Annotated in this window: 18 protein-coding genes, 2 tRNA genes and 1 riboswitch; of the genes, 9 read left to right on the top strand and 11 right to left on the bottom strand. The window is 34.4% G+C overall.

The features are described from left to right. Positions 1-4 precede the first annotated feature (4 nt). The 3 genes from F3I00_RS00495 to F3I00_RS00485 all read right to left on the bottom strand — a co-directional run bounded on the left by F3I00_RS00495 (position 5) and on the right by F3I00_RS00485 (position 1,668). Positions 5-865: a hypothetical protein gene (locus F3I00_RS00495; protein WP_020806666.1), complete on the bottom strand. Its 861-nt coding sequence runs from the start codon at positions 863-865 to the stop codon at positions 5-7. A gap of 173 nt (positions 866-1,038) precedes the next feature. After that, a complete protein-coding gene (locus tag F3I00_RS00490; RefSeq protein ID WP_003649666.1) occupies positions 1,039-1,179 on the bottom strand; it encodes a hypothetical protein in 141 nt (46 codons plus the stop codon). Positions 1,180-1,257: 78 nt separating this feature from the next. After that, the gene (locus F3I00_RS00485) at positions 1,258-1,668 is read right to left on the bottom strand and encodes an iron-sulfur cluster biosynthesis family protein (RefSeq protein WP_003649667.1); all 411 of its coding nucleotides are present in this window, start codon (positions 1,666-1,668) and stop codon (positions 1,258-1,260) included. 176 nt (positions 1,669-1,844) lie between these two features. On the opposite strand from F3I00_RS00485, the gene F3I00_RS00480 reads away from it, so the two are divergent. The 3 genes from F3I00_RS00480 to htpX all read left to right on the top strand — a co-directional run bounded on the left by F3I00_RS00480 (position 1,845) and on the right by htpX (position 4,524). Beyond that, on the top strand, positions 1,845-2,951 hold the full coding sequence (locus F3I00_RS00480; RefSeq protein WP_065169572.1) for an SLC13 family permease: 1,107 nt from the start codon (positions 1,845-1,847) through the stop codon (positions 2,949-2,951). Positions 2,952-3,067: 116 nt separating this feature from the next. Further along, on the top strand, positions 3,068-3,625 hold the full coding sequence (locus F3I00_RS00475) for a LemA family protein (RefSeq protein ID WP_003657159.1): 558 nt from the start codon (positions 3,068-3,070) through the stop codon (positions 3,623-3,625). Positions 3,626-3,633: 8 nt separating this feature from the next. Continuing rightward, a complete protein-coding gene (gene htpX / locus F3I00_RS00470) occupies positions 3,634-4,524 on the top strand; it encodes a zinc metalloprotease HtpX (RefSeq protein WP_003649670.1) in 891 nt (296 codons plus the stop codon). Positions 4,525-4,561: 37 nt separating this feature from the next. Here htpX and F3I00_RS00465 read toward each other — a convergent pair whose 3' ends face one another. Then, positions 4,562-5,491: an AraC family transcriptional regulator gene (locus tag F3I00_RS00465; protein WP_020806667.1), complete on the bottom strand. Its 930-nt coding sequence runs from the start codon at positions 5,489-5,491 to the stop codon at positions 4,562-4,564. Between the two features lie 95 nt (positions 5,492-5,586). Continuing rightward, a riboswitch (TPP riboswitch) is annotated at positions 5,587-5,676 on the top strand. Positions 5,677-5,728: 52 nt separating this feature from the next. On the opposite strand from F3I00_RS00465, the gene F3I00_RS00460 reads away from it, so the two are divergent. Genes F3I00_RS00460 through F3I00_RS00450 form a run of 3 tightly spaced genes read left to right on the top strand, consistent with a single transcriptional unit; the run spans position 5,729 to position 8,286 of the window. Beyond that, on the top strand, positions 5,729-6,286 hold the full coding sequence (locus F3I00_RS00460; RefSeq protein WP_020806668.1) for an ECF transporter S component: 558 nt from the start codon (positions 5,729-5,731) through the stop codon (positions 6,284-6,286). Further along, positions 6,267-7,619, top strand: a complete 1,353-nt coding sequence (locus F3I00_RS00455) for an ABC transporter ATP-binding protein (RefSeq protein WP_159310955.1) — start codon at positions 6,267-6,269, stop codon at positions 7,617-7,619. The genes F3I00_RS00460 and F3I00_RS00455 overlap by 20 nt, the downstream gene beginning before the upstream one ends. Before the next feature lie 13 nt (positions 7,620-7,632). After that, positions 7,633-8,286, top strand: coding sequence for an energy-coupling factor transporter transmembrane protein EcfT (locus F3I00_RS00450; protein WP_020806670.1), 654 nt, complete (start codon positions 7,633-7,635; stop codon positions 8,284-8,286). Here the strand turns inward: F3I00_RS00450 and rlmH are convergent, their stop codons facing one another. From rlmH to yycF, 7 genes are all read right to left on the bottom strand, one after another. Beyond that, a complete protein-coding gene (gene rlmH / locus F3I00_RS00445; RefSeq protein WP_020806671.1) occupies positions 8,287-8,766 on the bottom strand; it encodes a 23S rRNA (pseudouridine(1915)-N(3))-methyltransferase RlmH in 480 nt (159 codons plus the stop codon). It abuts the gene before it with no gap. A gap of 513 nt (positions 8,767-9,279) precedes the next feature. Then, positions 9,280-10,500 (bottom strand): S1C family serine protease, encoded by a 1,221-nt coding sequence (locus F3I00_RS00440; RefSeq protein WP_020806672.1) that lies wholly within the window; start codon positions 10,498-10,500, stop codon positions 9,280-9,282. Between the two features lie 86 nt (positions 10,501-10,586). Further along, complete coding sequence (locus F3I00_RS00435) at positions 10,587-11,384, bottom strand: MBL fold metallo-hydrolase (RefSeq protein WP_020806673.1); 798 nt, start codon at positions 11,382-11,384, stop codon at positions 10,587-10,589. A 6-nt stretch (positions 11,385-11,390) separates the two neighbouring features. Next, on the bottom strand, positions 11,391-12,212 hold the full coding sequence (locus F3I00_RS00430) for a two-component system regulatory protein YycI (protein WP_159310954.1): 822 nt from the start codon (positions 12,210-12,212) through the stop codon (positions 11,391-11,393). Continuing rightward, complete coding sequence (locus F3I00_RS00425; RefSeq protein ID WP_020806675.1) at positions 12,202-13,530, bottom strand: YycH family regulatory protein; 1,329 nt, start codon at positions 13,528-13,530, stop codon at positions 12,202-12,204. Before F3I00_RS00425 ends, F3I00_RS00430 begins: the two co-directional genes overlap by 11 nt. Continuing rightward, positions 13,520-15,370: a cell wall metabolism sensor histidine kinase WalK gene (gene walK, locus F3I00_RS00420; protein ID WP_003649680.1), complete on the bottom strand. Its 1,851-nt coding sequence runs from the start codon at positions 15,368-15,370 to the stop codon at positions 13,520-13,522. The genes F3I00_RS00425 and walK overlap by 11 nt, the downstream gene beginning before the upstream one ends. A gap of 46 nt (positions 15,371-15,416) precedes the next feature. Continuing rightward, positions 15,417-16,124 (bottom strand): response regulator YycF, encoded by a 708-nt coding sequence (gene yycF, locus F3I00_RS00415; protein WP_003649681.1) that lies wholly within the window; start codon positions 16,122-16,124, stop codon positions 15,417-15,419. Positions 16,125-16,250: 126 nt separating this feature from the next. On the opposite strand from yycF, the gene F3I00_RS00410 reads away from it, so the two are divergent. The 3 genes from F3I00_RS00410 to F3I00_RS00400 all read left to right on the top strand — a co-directional run bounded on the left by F3I00_RS00410 (position 16,251) and on the right by F3I00_RS00400 (position 17,364). Continuing rightward, positions 16,251-16,323, top strand: a tRNA-Lys gene (locus F3I00_RS00410). 126 nt (positions 16,324-16,449) lie between these two features. After that, positions 16,450-16,522, top strand: a tRNA-Lys gene (locus F3I00_RS00405). A 65-nt stretch (positions 16,523-16,587) separates the two neighbouring features. Then, positions 16,588-17,364, top strand: coding sequence for an acyl-phosphate glycerol 3-phosphate acyltransferase (locus F3I00_RS00400; protein WP_065169570.1), 777 nt, complete (start codon positions 16,588-16,590; stop codon positions 17,362-17,364).

The raw sequence follows: 17,364 nt of genomic DNA, 5'->3' as shown, positions 1-17,364 counted from the left end.
TTACTCATACTTCTACTCCCTTTAAATATTCAACAACTAAGTCTGTTTCAAGTTTTCTTTTTAGACGTTTAAGAATGGCTTTAAAGTCAGGATACTCAAGTAAATCTTTCTCTGTAATATGCTGAGTTGCCATCTTAAAAGCAGGCTGATATTCCTTGTACTGTAGCCTTTTTAACTCAGCTTTTAGTTCATCATTTAAAACCATTAATGTACCCGGTGCGATCGTATTAGAGATAATCAGAAATTGACCATTTCCCAGGTAATATAAATTCTCATCAACTAACCTGCTCTTTTTAAGTACTCTTGCTATCTGCCGCAAAATCTCGTCATTATCTTCTAAATTAAATTGCGCAAATTGCTGATCATGTTCCCAATCAATAATTGTAAAATCACACCACAGTGGTAAATAATTTTTCTCTGTTAAAATTTTCTTAATCTTTTTATATAACTTTTCTGCATTATAGGTCGTTTGTAATTTTACATTTTGATCATAGTGCTTGAGATAGCGATAGGCGCTAGACTGATTTTTCTTAAATATTTGCCATCTAAAGATGCACTCTTTAATTTGACTAGTTAAATATGTTTCTAAGGGAAAGGAAACAAGTAGCAAGGTCTTCCCATAAAAATCTATCGCTACATATCCAAGAGTTAGAGCACTAATTCCTAGCACAGTCAAAATTAAAATAAGCCAGGTACTAACAATAGTTGGTGCGCTCAATCCAATAACTGCTCCTAGAATTAAGAGCAGCATAACCCCTAAAAAAATATTGCGAGAAAAGTTACTTGCCAGTCCTAAAAAAATAGACGGCAAAACAAGGGCAAAAATTGCTTTTACTTCTACCCCTTTTCTTGAAATGTTATTCATTTAAAATTCTATCCTATGCTTAATTTGTTACATTTTATAAGTCTTTTTATATAGTAATATAATTTCATTTACAACAAAATGTTATTAAATAAACTAGGATTTATATAACTTTTACATGCAAAAAAAGAGAGACGCTAAACAGCGTCTCTCTTTATCTTATGCAGTAAATTTAATTACTTGTTTTCATCTTTAGCAGCTTTGTTTAAGAAAGCAACTACTTCAGCAGCTCTCTTAACACGAGCCTTAGAGTTTTTCTTGTTCTTAGGTCTTAAGTTTGGTGTAACACCAGTGTTGTAGTTTTCACCTTTACGCATAGATCTATACTTCCTCTCAAATAAAATTTTCGAAAATCTTTTATTATCATACCACGAAGAAGCACGTCACTTCAATACCTAGCAGATCTTTCCACCTAATTTTTTCATCTCATCAGCAGAAAGTTTTTCGCCTTTGAATTCAGAAATAGTAACTCCACCATCGATGATTCCTTCATTAGAAGATAAGGATAGAGTAGCATTGCGCGCATTAAGAACTAAGCCATCGTCTAGAAATGCTAATTCTTTATCAGATGTATACATATCTAAACCCATGTTGTTTTTAACCTTAATTGAAAACTCCGAATCCGGATGATCTAATAACACCAGTTGAAAATTAGCACCGATAGTACAAGTTCCCCCTAATTTAGAATAACCATTTGAACCATCATTTAAAGCCAGCAAAACAACTTGTCCTGGCTTAATTTTCTTTTCTAAAACGTCTTTAGCACTATCTTTGATTTTTAATTCGAGATTCTTAGAATCAACCATATTTATTTCCCTCCGTCCTCTTTTACTAACTTAAATATAGCAGGTTAATTACCTTTTTCCCTAATAAAATGCTCAAAATCTTACTAATAGGAAGGACTAATGCGAAAAAAGCGTTGCGAACTTGCCGTAAAGAGTTCAAAATAGTAGTGTTGAATTAATTTTAAGAGGGGACCTTAATGACCGTCATCAAAAATATTGCTAAAGACCGTATTTTACAAATTACGGTTGTCATAACGATCATAAGCTTATTCTTCACAAGACCGCGTATTGAAGATATTAACTTTCATACACTTTACTCAATTCTAGCAATGCTTACAATCATCCAAATTTTTTCCTACTTACACGTTTTGGATGTCTTAGCCTACAAACTAACTGCAAGCGCTAGGAGTACCCGAAGATTAACTGCAATCTTCACAATTTTGTCAATTATCTCTGCGATGTTTTTAACTAATGATATAACTGTTTTAACTCTTATACCGTTATATTTAACGATTGCTAGACGCCATCATTTACCTGAGATCTTGCCTGTCACCTTAATTGGGATGGGCGCAAACATTGGTGCTGCTTTTACACCATGGGGAAATCCTCATAATATATTTGTTGTTAACCGTTATAATGTTTCACCGATTAAGTTTTTTAGTTGGTCAATTCCATTATTACTAGTTAGTTTAATTATTGTTTTAGTGTTTATCTTTTTTGTTAAAGATAAGCCAATCCCTACTGTGCCTTTAGAAGACATTAGAATCAGCATTCGACCAATGCTTTTAACGATTGCTGTTTCAATTTTCTTCTTCTTTGGTGTTTTCAATATTGTACCCGCATACGTCCCTGCAATTGTTGCAGTGATCCTTGCTCTTATTATTAATCCCTCTATTATGTTACATGTGGATTATGCTCTACTTCTAACTTTCACATGCTTTTTCATTTTTATTAGCGATATCCAGCAAATTCCATTTATTGTTACTTTAATTTCTAAGACAATGTTTTCTGAACATTCTGTATTCTTGACTTCTATTATTTCAAGTCAATTCATTTCTAACGTTCCTTCAACAATTTTAATTGGTAAATTTACCAACTTTGCGGAAGCCTTATTCCTTGGCTCAAATATTGGAGGATTTGGTTCAATCGTTGGTTCAATGGCCAATATGCTTGTTTTCAAGAGTTTTGTTGAAAACGGGACTGTTTCAAAGAGAAAATTTTTCTGGGTATTTTCAGTACTAGAATTTGCAGGTTTAATTATTCTGACAATTCTAGGTTGGATAGTTTTGGACTTTGTTATTTAAATATCATAAAAAAAGCGCAAAATTGCGCTTTTTTGGTATTCTAAACTTTCTTTATTTGGTACAATATTCCTAACATTTTAACCATATTTTTATGATAATAGAAAGGATTTACTTCTATGACTTTAACATGGATTATTATTATCATTTTAATTTTACTGGTGGCCGTTTATATCGGAATCTACAATGGCTTACAAAAAGCTAAAGTTCATGCCGATGAAGCATGGAGTCAAATTGATGTTCAATTAAAACGTCGTAACGACCTAATTCCTAACTTAGTTGAAACAGTTAAGGGTTATGCCAAGCATGAAAGTGGCACTTTAGAAAAAGTAGTTGCCCTAAGGAATCAATTAGTAAATATTCCTACTTCTGATCACGAAGAAGCTATTAAGCTTTCTAACCAAATTACTGATTCGTTGAAGAGTATTTTTGCCCTAGCTGAAAATTACCCAGACCTAAAAGCAAATCAAAACTTCATGTCACTTCAAGAAGAACTTACAAACACCGAAAATAAGATCGCTTATTCACGTCAGTTATACAACTCAACTGTTGCTATGTTTAATGAGAAACTATTAACTTTCCCATCTAACTTAGTCGCTAAGATTCACGGATTTAAGAATATGGATTACCTTCAAACACCAACTGAAGAAAAGGCTGTTCCTAAAGTTAAATTCTAGGTTTATCAATGCTCTATCAACAAATAGCACGCAATAAGCGTAAAACAGCATTTTTGCTTGTTATATTCGTTATTATTCTAGCTCTTGTTGGTGGTGGGCTAGGATATTTGATTAACGGTGAACCGCTATCAGGAATTGTAATTGCCCTAATTGGTAGCCTAATTTATCTTTTTATTGTTCTTCAAAATCCGGGAAATTTAGTCATGAGTATGAATCATGGCCGAGAGATTCATGAAGAAGATGACCCAGAACTATGGCATATTGTAGAAGATATGGCACTCGCTGGTCAGGTTCCAATGCCAAGAGTCTTTATTATCAACGATGAAAGTCCTAATGCCTTTGCGACTGGACGTGATCCTAAACACAGCTTCGTAGCTGTTACTACTGGATTAAGAAAGCGACTTAATCGAAGTGAGTTAGAGGGCGTTCTTGGCCATGAGATTTCTCATATTCGAAATTATGACATTTTAGTATCTACAATTGGAGTTGCTTTAGCTGCTGTAATTTCATTTATCTCTAGTTTTGCCTCCCGTATTTGGTGGTGGGGCGGCAATTCTGACCGTGATGACGATGACTCTAGTCCTCTAGAAATAATTTTTAAAATAGTGGCCATTGTTTTCACACTAATTTTAGGACCTCTTGCTGCCGCACTAGCTCAGATGGCTCTCTCTCGTAATCGTGAATATTTAGCTGATGCAAGTTCGGTTGAGCTTACTAGAAATCCCCAAGGTTTGATTTCAGCTTTAGAAAAGATTTCAAATAGTGAACCGATGAAAGATCCAGATCCGTCAAGTGCTGGCTTATACATCGAAAATCCGCTGCATAAGCGGGGGTTGAGTTCACTATTTGATACTCATCCGCCTACAGCTGACAGAATTAAGAGATTAGAAAACATGTAATAAAAGGGATGCACATGCATCCCTTTTTACGTATCTATTATTTCAAATTGATATGAGCCTCTCTAAATAGTCTCTTTCTCATTTCTGCTGGAGTCAGGCCATAATAATGCTTAAATTTCTTATAGAAAAACGATTTGCTTGAATATCCAATAGTTTCGATTATTTCTTTTAATGAAACATTTGGCTTGGCCAATAACCTTCTAGCTTCTTTCATCCGTCTTTCATCAACATGCTCAACAAAGCTTTTTCCCGTTTTTTCTTTTACCATTGTAGAAAAATAATTTCGATTAAAACCAAAGTATTTGGCAGCTTGCGTTAAACTAATATCATTATAGTGTTGGTCAATGTACTGATCTAACGCTTCATCCTTAAATGTGCTTTCTTTTACTTCGTTAGATTTAAAGTTTTGTTCACGCAAATTGCGCAAGATTATAATTTTAAGCAGCTCTAAGCCAATTGTTCCGTTAAAAGCGACATTATTAAGATAGTCTTGAATTATACCTTTCAAGTTTTGACTCCCCCACATCACAGAAGTAGTTGTAAATAAAAAGGCACGATCTTGATTTAACTTTTCTAAAAATAATGTACTCAATCTTTGTTCATTAGGTGTATTGGCATCTACCTGCTCTAATTGTTTTTGCCATGAAAAATCGTTATCCAGTTTAAATTTAACAATAATTGCATTTTTATCGCTAACTCTGATTGTATAGTCAGTGTCTTTTTCAATTAGCAAGATATTTCCTGCCTTCAAATAAAAAGTTTTATTATTAATTTCAACCTCGCACTTACTCGCTAAGCAGTAAATTAATTGACTAGTATTAGATTGATATTCAGTAAAATCATAATGCACTTTTTCTAAATAAAGACTATACGGCAAAAGAAGGTTTTCAGTACGGATTTCTATTTCAGTACCTTGAGTATTTTGCATTAAACTTGATAAATAACTTTTTAATGTCGCTGTTGCCATCTCAACCGGTCCCCTTTGCTTTTACTCTATTTTAATTATAACCTTTTTACTATTTTTAATTGTCATTTCGGCTTATTAAGCGTAAGCTAAACCTAGAAATATAACTGGGGTGCCAGATGGCTGAGAATATACCCATTGAACCTGTTTGATTAACATCAGCGTAGGGAAAATGATTTATTTTTAGACTTTTATTTAGTCACCTCTTTGAGGTGGCTTTTTTTATTTTGGGAGGAAAAAATGAAGAAATTACATGTTCGAGATATTATCCTAATTGCTTTAATTGCTATTATTTTTGGCTTAATTTATTTAGCTAGTGACGGTCTTTATAACGTCTTGACTGCCCTCCTTACACCAGTTGGCTATGGAATGTTAGCCAATGATATTATGATGGGAATCTGGTGTATGGCAGGTCCTTTAGCAGGATTCTTAGTTCGACTTCCTGGGGCTGCTTTTCTAGGAGAATTTTTAGGTTCTTGCGTTGAACTACTTGCTGGAGAACAATGGGGCGCAGTAAATCTAATCTCTGGAGCTGTTCAAGGCCTAGGGTGTGAATTAGGCTTTACCTTTACTAGCTACCACCGCTACAATTGGTTCACGCTTTTCTTATCTGCTACAACGACAACAATTGTTACTTACCTGTACGACTTCATTAAGAACGGCTACAGCTACTTCTCAACTTTTAACATGATTTTCTACTTTGTAGTTCGTTGGCTTTCAATGCTTTTATTTACCTGCGTTTTAGTTAAATTAATCATTAATCTCTTGGTAAAAGCTCATGTCGTCCAAACAAATTAAACTTAATCAGCTATCTTTTCAATATCAAAATCAGCCAATTTTTAAAGATTTAAATTTGATTATAAGTCAAGGCGATTTTGTCCTATTAACTGGTCCAACTGGTAGTGGCAAATCAACTCTATTAAAGCTTATCTCTGGTCTTGACCCGACTTTCAATGGCAAAAAAACTGCTGGTTCTTTAAAACAGCCATTCACTAATTGGGGCATGGTGTTTCAAGATCCTAGTCGACAATTCACGATGGCGACTCCTCGAGAAGAGCTAATTTTTGCCTTAGAAAACAAACTAGTTGATCGTACTTCTGCTTTAAAGCGTATTAATTACGCAAGTACTAAAACTAATATTTCATCTTTATTAGACCAACCTTTTCTTCAGCTTTCGGGTGGTGAAAAGCAACGTGTTGCCTTAGCCGTCCTGATTGCCATGAAAAGCGACTTACTCTTATTAGATGAGCCTTTTGCTAATTGCGACTCTCACAATCGACAGTTTCTACTAACTTGCTTAGCTACACTTCACAAAGAAGGAAAAACGATTTTAATTAGTGACCATAATTTTTCTGGCTATGAAAAGCTAGCTTCTATGGTCTTGGCTATTAAAGACAAAAATATTAAGACTATTACTTTGCCTGACAACACGCTAAAAAATCAAGCATTATATTTCTCTCTTCCTGACTTAAAACAAAATCCAGTCTATTTCCTTAAATCATTCTCACTATCTTTTCCAAAAAAAAATCTAATTTCTCCAACTAATCTAAAAATCTATCCCGGAAGAGCCACTTTATTAACTGGAGAAAACGGAAGCGGTAAGACATCCTTATTTAAGGCTCTAACCAAAATTATTCCGTATCAAGGACAATTAATATTTGAAAGTAAAGACATCAAGAAATGGCATCGGAGGCCCTATCTAGCAAAAGTAGGACAACTTTTTCAAAATCCAGATGACCAATTCTTAAATGTTACAGTAAAGGAAGAATTAGACTTTAGCCTAAAGTACAATCGAAATCTTTCCTTAAATAAAATTAAGCTAGAACACCTACTAACTAAACTCAACTTGCAGAATTTAGACGAACAAGTTGTTTATTCTCTATCTGGAGGACAAAAAAGAAAGCTGCAAATTCTCGTGATGTTAATGGCTTATCCTGAGGTTTTACTTCTAGATGAACCATTTAGTGGTTTAGATCAAGAAAGCGTCTCAGCGGTCATTTATTTGCTTAAAAAGTACTTTCTAGATTCTAACCACACCTTACTTGTCATTAGCCACCAACTTGAGCAAGTTCAGCATCTCTGTGACTATCACTTAACTATCAAAGATCAGAAACTTTTCTACACTAAATAAAAAGGTAAATAACATGAATCCCGGATTGAAACTATTTTTGATTTTAATTATTTCGCTTGAAATATCGCTTATTCCTAATTTGATCGCCAATATAATAATTATTGTAGCTAGTCTTAGCTATCTCGCATTTAAGCATCTAAGTCTTAAAAAACTACTCTTGATTTTTTTAATTCCATTATTTGCAGCTTTAGTGGTCTTTATTACAATCTATTACTTTACTCCCGGCCATAGCCTCTACCAAGCCAGCGTCTTATTTACGCGAATTTACGCTTATATATTTTTAGGAGCCACATTTACTGAAACCACCAGTGTCCTTGCGCTCGCTCGCTCATTAGAACAAAATTTCAAACTACCAAGTAAATTTACCTATGGAACTTTAGCCGCATTCAACGTAATTCCTAAAATCCATGCTGAAGTTAATCGTATTCGCTTAGTTGGGGACATGCGCCATTATCATCTCTCCTTTTATTCGCCAATATTATATTTTAAAGCAATTTTAGCAGCTATCTCTTGGTCAAATAGCCTAGCTGAAGGGATGATTTCACATGGATATCGTGAAGATAAAGCACGAAGCATCATCGTGCCAATTACTCTAACAAAAAAAGACTGGCTTATTTTTAGTAGTATTTTAATCCTACTTCAACCAATCTTATTCTTTATAAAATAATTATTTATGATAAGGGCTTCCGCTATTAATCATAAACGCACGGTAAATTTGTTCAACTAAAACTAAGCGCATTAATTGGTGCGGCATTGTAAATTTACCAAAACTAATTAAATCATCAGCTCGTTTATTTACTGCATCGCTTGTTCCTAAACTTCCCCCAATCACAAAGGTAATATCTGAATGTCCATAGGTAGTCAAGTCAGCTAGCTCCTTGGCAAAGTCTTCGCTAGTTCTTTCTTTGCCCTTAATTGCCGTCACATACACATATTCTTTATCTTTTATTTTATCTAGAATTCTTTTCCCCTCGATTTCTTTGACCTGTTCCATTTCAGCAGGACTTAGTTTTTCGGGGTCTTTTTCGTCGGGTACTTGAACTATTTTGATCTTCGCAAAACGACCCATTCTTTTGACGTATTCAGCAATTCCATCTTTAAAATACTTTTCTTTTAGTTTACCTACACAAACAATTTTGATATTCATTATAACTATCTAACCTTTCACGCATCTAGTTTTTAATTTTATCCCCTAATTGACATAGCGTCCACATCGGTTTTCCCCTAACTGTGGATTATTAAAAACTATATTTAGTGGTCAGACTAATTGATTATCAATAAATTGTGGTTTATAAAAAAGTGGATAACTTTTTTACTGAATTTATTCCACATTTTTATAAACACTACTATTTTTCCAAACTTTTTAGTCTATTCCTTACATAGTCAACTTGAACAGCCGTTCAGAACAGATAAATTTAAAATTTTATTTACACACAATTCACAGGTTTTCCACACAATTTATTTTTATTTTAACCGAGTTATACACAATCCACAGAGTTTTCCACATTTTTCCACAATCTTATGGATAACTTTCAGTTCTTGACAGCATTAAAAGCCGAACTTTATTACGTTTCACACTTTAAATATTAAGAAAAAGCTATGATTACCGCTTACAAAACGCATAATCATAGCTTTTTTATCTCTATTTAATAATATTCACTTAACTTAAAGTAACCTTGATATCTTGTGACTTACCGTCTCTAACAACCTGAAGTGTTACTGTATCGCCAACTTTATGTGTATAAAGAGCAGTATGTAGTGAAACAACACTATCAACAGCTTTGCCATCAATCTTGGTGATTACATCATGTGACTTAATTCCTGCTTTATCTGCACTACCATTCTTAGTAACGCTAGCTACATAGACACCAGATTTAACGCTATCAGGTAAACCGAGCTTCTTACGACCATACTCTGTTAATTCATCAACTGATACAATTCTTACACCTAATTTTGGACGAGTAATTTTTCCATTCTTAACTAATTGATTAATAATAGAAACAACTTCATCACTTGGAATTGCAAATCCCATACCCTCAACAGCTGTACCGTCACTAGAAGAGGACAATTTCATTGAGTTAATCCCAATTACTTGCCCAGACATATTCACAAGTGGACCACCTGAGTTACCCGGATTAATAGCAGCATCAGTCTGGATAACTGTTGCCTGGTTAGTAACCTGGCCTGCAGAATTAGTTACATCAACAGTTCTATTCTTAGCTGAAATAATACCTTGAGTTACACTTGTAGCATATTCACTACCTAAAGGTGAACCTACAGCAATAACTTGCTGACCTGGCTCTAAATTCTTAGATGAGCCAAATTGCGCAGTCTGAGTAACATATTTTCCGTCAATGGTTAAAACAGCTAAGTCTGTTTCTGAATCAGTTCCTACTTTTTTAGCAGTTACTTTTTTACCATTGCTTAAGATGACTTGAATCTCATCACTTCCAGATACAACGTGGTTATTAGTTACAATGTAGCCTTTATCATTAGACTTCATGTAAATAACACCTGAGCCTTCACTATAAGTTTCCAAGTCAGATTTAGAGTTTTTCTTTGAAGAACTAGAACTATCAGAGCCAAAAATACCAAACGGATCACTACTTGAAGATGAACTTTGTCTCTTTAAGTTAACCACAGAAACAACTGATTTTTTTACAGTATTAAAGGCATTAGTCATCTGACTACTATTTTTACTGCTAGACTTTTCAACTTTTGTCGTTGGAACGATACTTGTTTGTGGTGCATTTTGTCCATTAACTTGAGATAAACCTGCATAAGCAACTCCACCTCCAAGAAGTCCGGCAACCACTCCAACAATACCAGTTTTGATTAAAGCGTTATGTTTAGTAGGGTGCTTAGTATTATTTTCTGCCATAAAAATTTCTCCTTTTCTCTTCATTTCTAGCCTAATCACAAATTTTGAATTTTTTATGAATTCAAGTCAAATTATTTGCTAAAAATTTATATTTTCGTTAAAGAGCCAGCTTGCATTGGATTAGTATCAATAATCTTAACATCAGCTGGTAAATTTGCATCCCCAGCTACTAATAAGTCTTCAGCCGTCTCATGCGCCAAATACTGGGTATTATTATGTTGGCTGCGATGCGCTAAAAATATATGTTTAGTTTTTGGAGAAACCACATCAAGTAAGGTGTCTGCTGCTTGATCATTTGAAAGGTGTCCAACATCAGACATAATTCGTTGCTTTAATGACCAAGAATACGGACCATTTCTAAGCATCATATCGTCATAGTTAAATTCCATCAAATAACCATCTGCATCTTTTATTTCACCTTTAACAGTACTTGAAACATAACCAGTATCTGTTAAACACGCAAATCTTTTACCACCACTTGTAAAGACATAATATTGTGGCTGCGCTGCATCATGGCTCGTCGCAAAACTCGTCACGTCTAAATCACCAAAAGTCTTAGTTATACCAGATTCAAACGTATTAATTTGTTCAACAGGTAATTTTCCTATCTTATTACTTTCAATTAAATAATTCCAAGTACCTGAATTCGCATAAGCCGAAATTTTAGGATATCTTCTCATTAATACGCCTAATCCACCGGAATGGTCAGTATGATCGTGGCTGATAAATACCATATCAATATCTTTAATATCAACGCCTACTTGTGCCAGTAAATCTTTAGTCTTTTTTCCAGATAAACCTGCATCCATTAAGATTTTATGCTGCGAAGTCTCAATCAACGTAGAATTACCTGCTGAACCACTTGATAAAACCGATACTTTCAAATTTCTCTACTCCTTTGAATCATCAGCAGCAATATTATTTTGGATAATTGTCCCTGTAAATGCATTTACGCGTTTAAGGGTCATCGTATGCGAATTATTATTTTCAATCGCTGCCACCCAAGTAGGAATATAAATTTCGCTTCCTCGAACAGTGATCAACTTGGTATAAACTTGCTTTAACCAGATAATCTTGGAATTATTTGGTAATTCACTATAAGTATATAAGGAATTTACAGCAGCTTTTGAACTAATTGTATTTTGTCTTTCGCGTACCGGGTTCAAATTGCTAACATAGCGTTGCGAATAAGATACAATTTGATTATTTTTAACAATAATGTGCAATCGTGCAGTTGCAGCAAAAACTTCTCCATACTTTGTTTTCTGATTAAAGACATAATCATCCCCTTCAGATAGTTCTGAAAGATAGACATAATCTTTACCCTCATACACGTTTTGACTATTGTTTTTAAAGTGAATAATTTCTTTCAGGGCTTTTTTGGAATCTTTCGATAGAGCAATTGGTTTGCTCAAATTAACTGAAATACTATTTTCACTTACATTAGTTTCTACTTGTTGATTTACCTGTGCTGCTGCTTTTTTTGTCCAAGAATTGTCCACTTTGGCAGCTAAATAATACCCATCTTCTTGCTTATCATTAACTTTAGGGATAGTAATCTGATCTGCGCTTGTTTCACTTTTAATATCAGTTTGAGCCGGAGTAGAGCCAGCAGACAAAAGCGTCGGCGTTTGCCAAAGTTCAATACCCAAAAAGATATTGATTCCAATAAATACGACTAAAAAAATCCATTCAATTCTCTTAAAGTCCATCTACTAGCCCCTCCTTTCCAGAATTCACAACTTGATTATTAATATTCAGCCATTCATCTAGAGTCTTCCACTGCTTATTAATTTTTACATAATAAGTTGGTTCTAGATCTACTAATTTTTTATTTTTACTATTATCAGATTTAGCCGTATAACCAATACCAATGCGCTCAATATCTTTTTGGTGGTATCCCTTTTGATATAATTCATCCATCGCTTCATTAGTCGGAATAAGCGTCTTCTTTTCTCCACTAGTTGGAATTGGAATCTGCAAGTCTAAGCTATTAAAGTTAATTGTCATTCCATTAGAAGCAAACTTAACTTGCGCCCGCATCTTATATTTTCCTGGCAAAAAGATCGGATATTCTTCAACATAATTTTGATAAATAACTGTATTATTATCAGCATCAAAGAACCTTAAATCTGGCTCGGATAATCCAATTTTACGAACAAAATATAAACTATCATTTAATTTTCGACTAATAGTCTTGGGAACCTGATCTTGTTGATAATCAATATATTCATAATTATGAGTATGCTTTGTAGCAATCAACCGCTCATATACTCCATTAGAATATGTAATGCTTTCTCCAGAACTATGCTGGGTAGGATTATTAGAGCCTAGCAAGCGATACACAAAGTATGAATCTGACTCTTCCTTAGTTAAATAGCTATACGTTGGTAAACTTAAATTCTTGTCATAGAAGGGCAAGTAATCATCATGAACTTTTTTAAGTGTAACTGGCATCTGTGTTTTAGCACTTTGAATATGTTCTACCAAATTGTCAAATGATACATCACTTAGACGAACTCGATAAATAGTATAGTTTTCGTCATTACCTAAATAGATATACTTACTGGATCGAGCGGGTACAAAAAAGCGATTAAATTCCCGACTATCAGTCCTTCTTACATTAGTTAAGAATAAGGAGATAGTTATCTGATCTGGATATGTCAACTGAACATAGTTAGGATTTTTTAATAACTTTTCATATTTACTTTGACTAGACCAAACTCTAATTGGCAATAATGGCTTAACTGATTGAGTTAATTTTGAAAACTCTAGCGGAAGATTATTTTTAGTATCGTAAACCTGATACATTTGCCTATCTTTAAAATAAAAAGTTTGAGTAGGCAAATAAATATCTCTTAAAGAACGTTGACCCAAATCTTTAGTTTGAGTTTGATTAGACGTCTCTTCAATTCTTGAAAATCGTGCATCAGAACCCCAAATAATAGCTGATAAGATAATTGATAAGACAACCATTACAATTAAACTAATTCGTAATGTAATTCTAGAAAACTTATCTTTAAACCTCATCCCAGTTTTCTCCTTCCTCGCTAATTGCTTCATATGGCAAAGAAATGTAGAAAGTTGAGCCAGCTCCTTCAGCACTATCTGCCCAAATTCGACCATGGTGTGCTTCTACTATTTCTTTAGAAATAGCCAGTCCTAGACCAGTTCCACCTTGTTTACGAGAACGCGCCTTATCAACACGATAAAATCTATCAAAGATTTTGTTTAAATCTTTTCTTGGAATTCCTAATCCTTGATCAGAAATACTTAAGATAACGTGCTTTTGAGCCTGCAATAAGCGAACTGTGATAACGCCACCGTCAGGTGAATACTTGATAGCATTGTTCATAATGTTGTCAATTACTTGCATCATCTTGTCCGTATCAATCTCAACCCATAAGGCTTGATGAGGAAATTCACGCTTAATCGTATATTTCTTTTTGTGCATCTTATCAGAATCAGACTTGAGCATCATATCAAACCGATTTAAAACGTGGTTAACAAAGTCATTTAAGTTAACCCATTCTAAATCCATCCTTGCTACTCCTCGATCCATTCTTGATAAGCTAAGCAAATCATTGATCATTCGAATCATTCGCTCAGTTTCATCTTGAATAACATGGAGAAATTGCGGTGCAATATTTGGATCTTTCCATGCTCCATCATTCAATGCTTCAACATATGCCCTTAAGCTTGTTAACGGTGTTCTAAGCTCATGTGAAACATTTGAAACGAATTGTTGCTGCTCACGTTCATTTTTTTGTTGTTGGGTAATATCATGAAGCACGCAAACTAAGCCAGAAACAAATCCTGTTACACGCTGGATCAGAGAAAAGTTAGCATGCAAAATCATTTCATCGCGCGTATTATCATTAACTCGAACAACTAATTCTTGCTGAGTACTTAATAAATCTTGGATAGTGACATCTTTTAGTCCAAGTAAATTAGTAATTGGCTTTCCAATAACGTCTTTTTCAGTTTTTCCTAAAAAATCAAGTGCCGTTTCATTAATAATCGTGATATTTCCATGTCTGTCTGTTGCAATAACGCCATCTGTCATGTGTGTTAAGACATTATCTAGCCGTCTTCGCTCACTATCTGAAATTTCTTGAGTTCTTTCAATTCTTACTGATAAAGTATTGAAGGCCTCAGCTAGTTGACCTAATTCATCTTGCGCATAAACTCGAACATGTCCAGAATAATCTCCATTTGCAACTCTTAATGCTTGTTTACGCATCTCCTCAATAGGTCTAGTTATTGCCCGGGAAATGACTAAGGCTACAATTGCTCCCAAAACAGCTGCAATCAGTGAAGCAATCAGAAAGTAAATTGATACCTGTCTTAAGTTATTAAAGACACCTTGTAAACTAGCGCGGACATAAATTGCTCCTACAGGAGTATTAGTTCCATTAGCAGAAGTCAAAGGTGAAATTTGCACCATATAATTTCCGTTGTCATTAATAACTTTTGAAACTTGCTTGCCATTTGAGAGTACGCTCTTGATATCTACATTACTAGTTCGCTGTCCAATCCGGTTTTGATCATTCACATTTGAAACAGCTCTAATTACTCCCTTATTGTCAACTACCATTAACTGGCTAATATCGCCTAAATTATAGTTTGAAATAATCTGGCTTAACTGTTGATTAGCCTTTTTAGAATTAGCCCTACTTAATTGACTAGAAATTTGGTTAGTAATAATATTGGGAACTTGAATTGATGATTCAAAATTTTGAATTGAATTTTGTTCGAGTTGCCTTGTAAAAGACGCACCAACCACTTCAATCGTTGCTAATAAGAGCAGCATAAAAATTACTGCGATTTTAAAATTGATAGAATTTAATACACTTTTTATTTTCTTCATTTGTCCTAATTGCAAAAAAAGCCACTATTACTAGTGACTTTGATCCTTATTCATCTGATGGGTTTTTAACGTAATATCCTACTCCACGCCGTGTAACTAAAATTGTTGGCGAACTCGGATTGTCTTCGATTTTTTCACGTAAACGTCTCACAGTTACGTCAACAGTTCTAACATCCCCGAAGTAATCATAGCCCCAAACGGTTTGCAGCAAATGTTCTCTAGTCATCACTTGACCCATATGCTGAGCTAAATAATGAAGTAATTCAAATTCACGATGCGTTAATTCAATTTTTTCGCCATTTTTTTCGACCATATAGGCCTCAGGCATAATTACTAAATTACTAATAGTAATATTCTTATCTTCATCATCTTCAGTAGCTTTTTGGGTTAAATCACGTCTACGTAGGTTTGCCTTTACTCTAGCAACTAGCTCTCGATTGGAGAAAGGCTTAGTAACATAGTCATCTGCCCCCATCTCAAGCCCTAATACCTTATCAATTTCAGTATCTTTAGCAGTTACCATAATAATTGGCATATCATGAGTTTGACGTACTTCCCGTGCAACTTCTAAGCCATCTTTTTTAGGCAACATTAAATCTAGAATCATCAAGTCTGGATCATATTCATCAACTTTTTTTACCGCTTCTTCGCCGTCATAAGCAGTGTCGACATCAAAGCCTTCCTTAGTCAAGTTAAATTTAATAATGTCAGAAATTGGTTTTTCATCGTCAACGACTAAAATCTTTTTTGGCATAAATGATGCCTCCTCAATATTAATAACTATATTATACTGTTTTCCACACTTTTTTTAAACTTATGCAAAAAAAGCTTGCACTTTAGTTCTTTTCCTGGCATAATACTATTTGTTGGTTATCCAATTGGGTGGTTAGCTCAGCTGGCAGAGCAACGGACTCTTAATCCGTGGGTCCAGGGTTCGATCCCCTGACCACCCATATTTATAAGGCATCGCTGTGGCGATGTCTTTTTTGTTTTTGGCTCCTTGTATTTAAAAAAGGGGCAAAAAAGTTCTTGCATTTTTATTTTTTTTTGGCATAATAGTATCTGTTGGTTATCCAATTGGGTGGTTAGCTCAGCTGGCAGAGCAACGGACTCTTAATCCGTGGGTCCAGGGTTCGATCCCCTGACCACCCATATTTATAAGGCATCGCTGTGGCGATGTCTTTTTTTGTTTTTAAACTTCTTTTATAATTAATATCATGAATACTAAAGCATCTCAACGTAATGTTATTTACTATAATTCTTTAACTGATGACATTGTCAAAAGTAAGCAACAAGATTTCACCCTACCTAGCAATTATCAAATTATTAAACGTACTCCTCTTAACTATTTAATGCGTTTTTTAGCTACTGGTTTTGCTTATCTTTTTACTTATGGCGTAATGCATGTCAAAGTAATAGGGAGAGATAAGTTATTTAAATATAAACATCAAAGCTATTTTGTCTATGGAAATCACACTCAAATGGTTAATGATGCCTTTATGCCTTTAACCCTCTTTGGCTGGAAAGATTATTATGCAATTGCTAATCAAGCAAACTGGGGAATTCCAATAATTGGAAAAATTCTCTTACCTTATGGAGGACTACCAGTTGGCAAAAATATTAAACAAGCAATTCATTTGCTTAAGGCAGTTAATACTCTAACTAAGGAAGATGCCCATATTATTATTTACCCAGAAGCACATGTCTGGCCTTACTATACTGATATTCGCCCATTTCCAGCAACTAGTTTTAATTTTTCAGTTCAAACGAATAAGCCAAGCTTTGTCATGACGACAACCTACCAGAAAAGAAAATTCAGCAAGCGACCTAGGATTACTGTCTATATTGATGGGCCTTTTTTCCCAGATACTTCTCTGCCTAAAAAATTACAGCAAAAAAAGCTACATGATCAAGTATTTACTCAATTAAAGGACCGTTCAAAATTAAGCAACTATGAGTATTATCGCTACCAGCAGCGAAAAATCGGAGGATAA

The organism is Lactobacillus sp. JM1, from assembly GCF_009834385.1.
Taxonomy (GTDB): domain Bacteria; phylum Bacillota; class Bacilli; order Lactobacillales; family Lactobacillaceae; genus Lactobacillus; species Lactobacillus paragasseri.
This window is presented reverse-complemented; position numbering and strand designations above follow the sequence as displayed.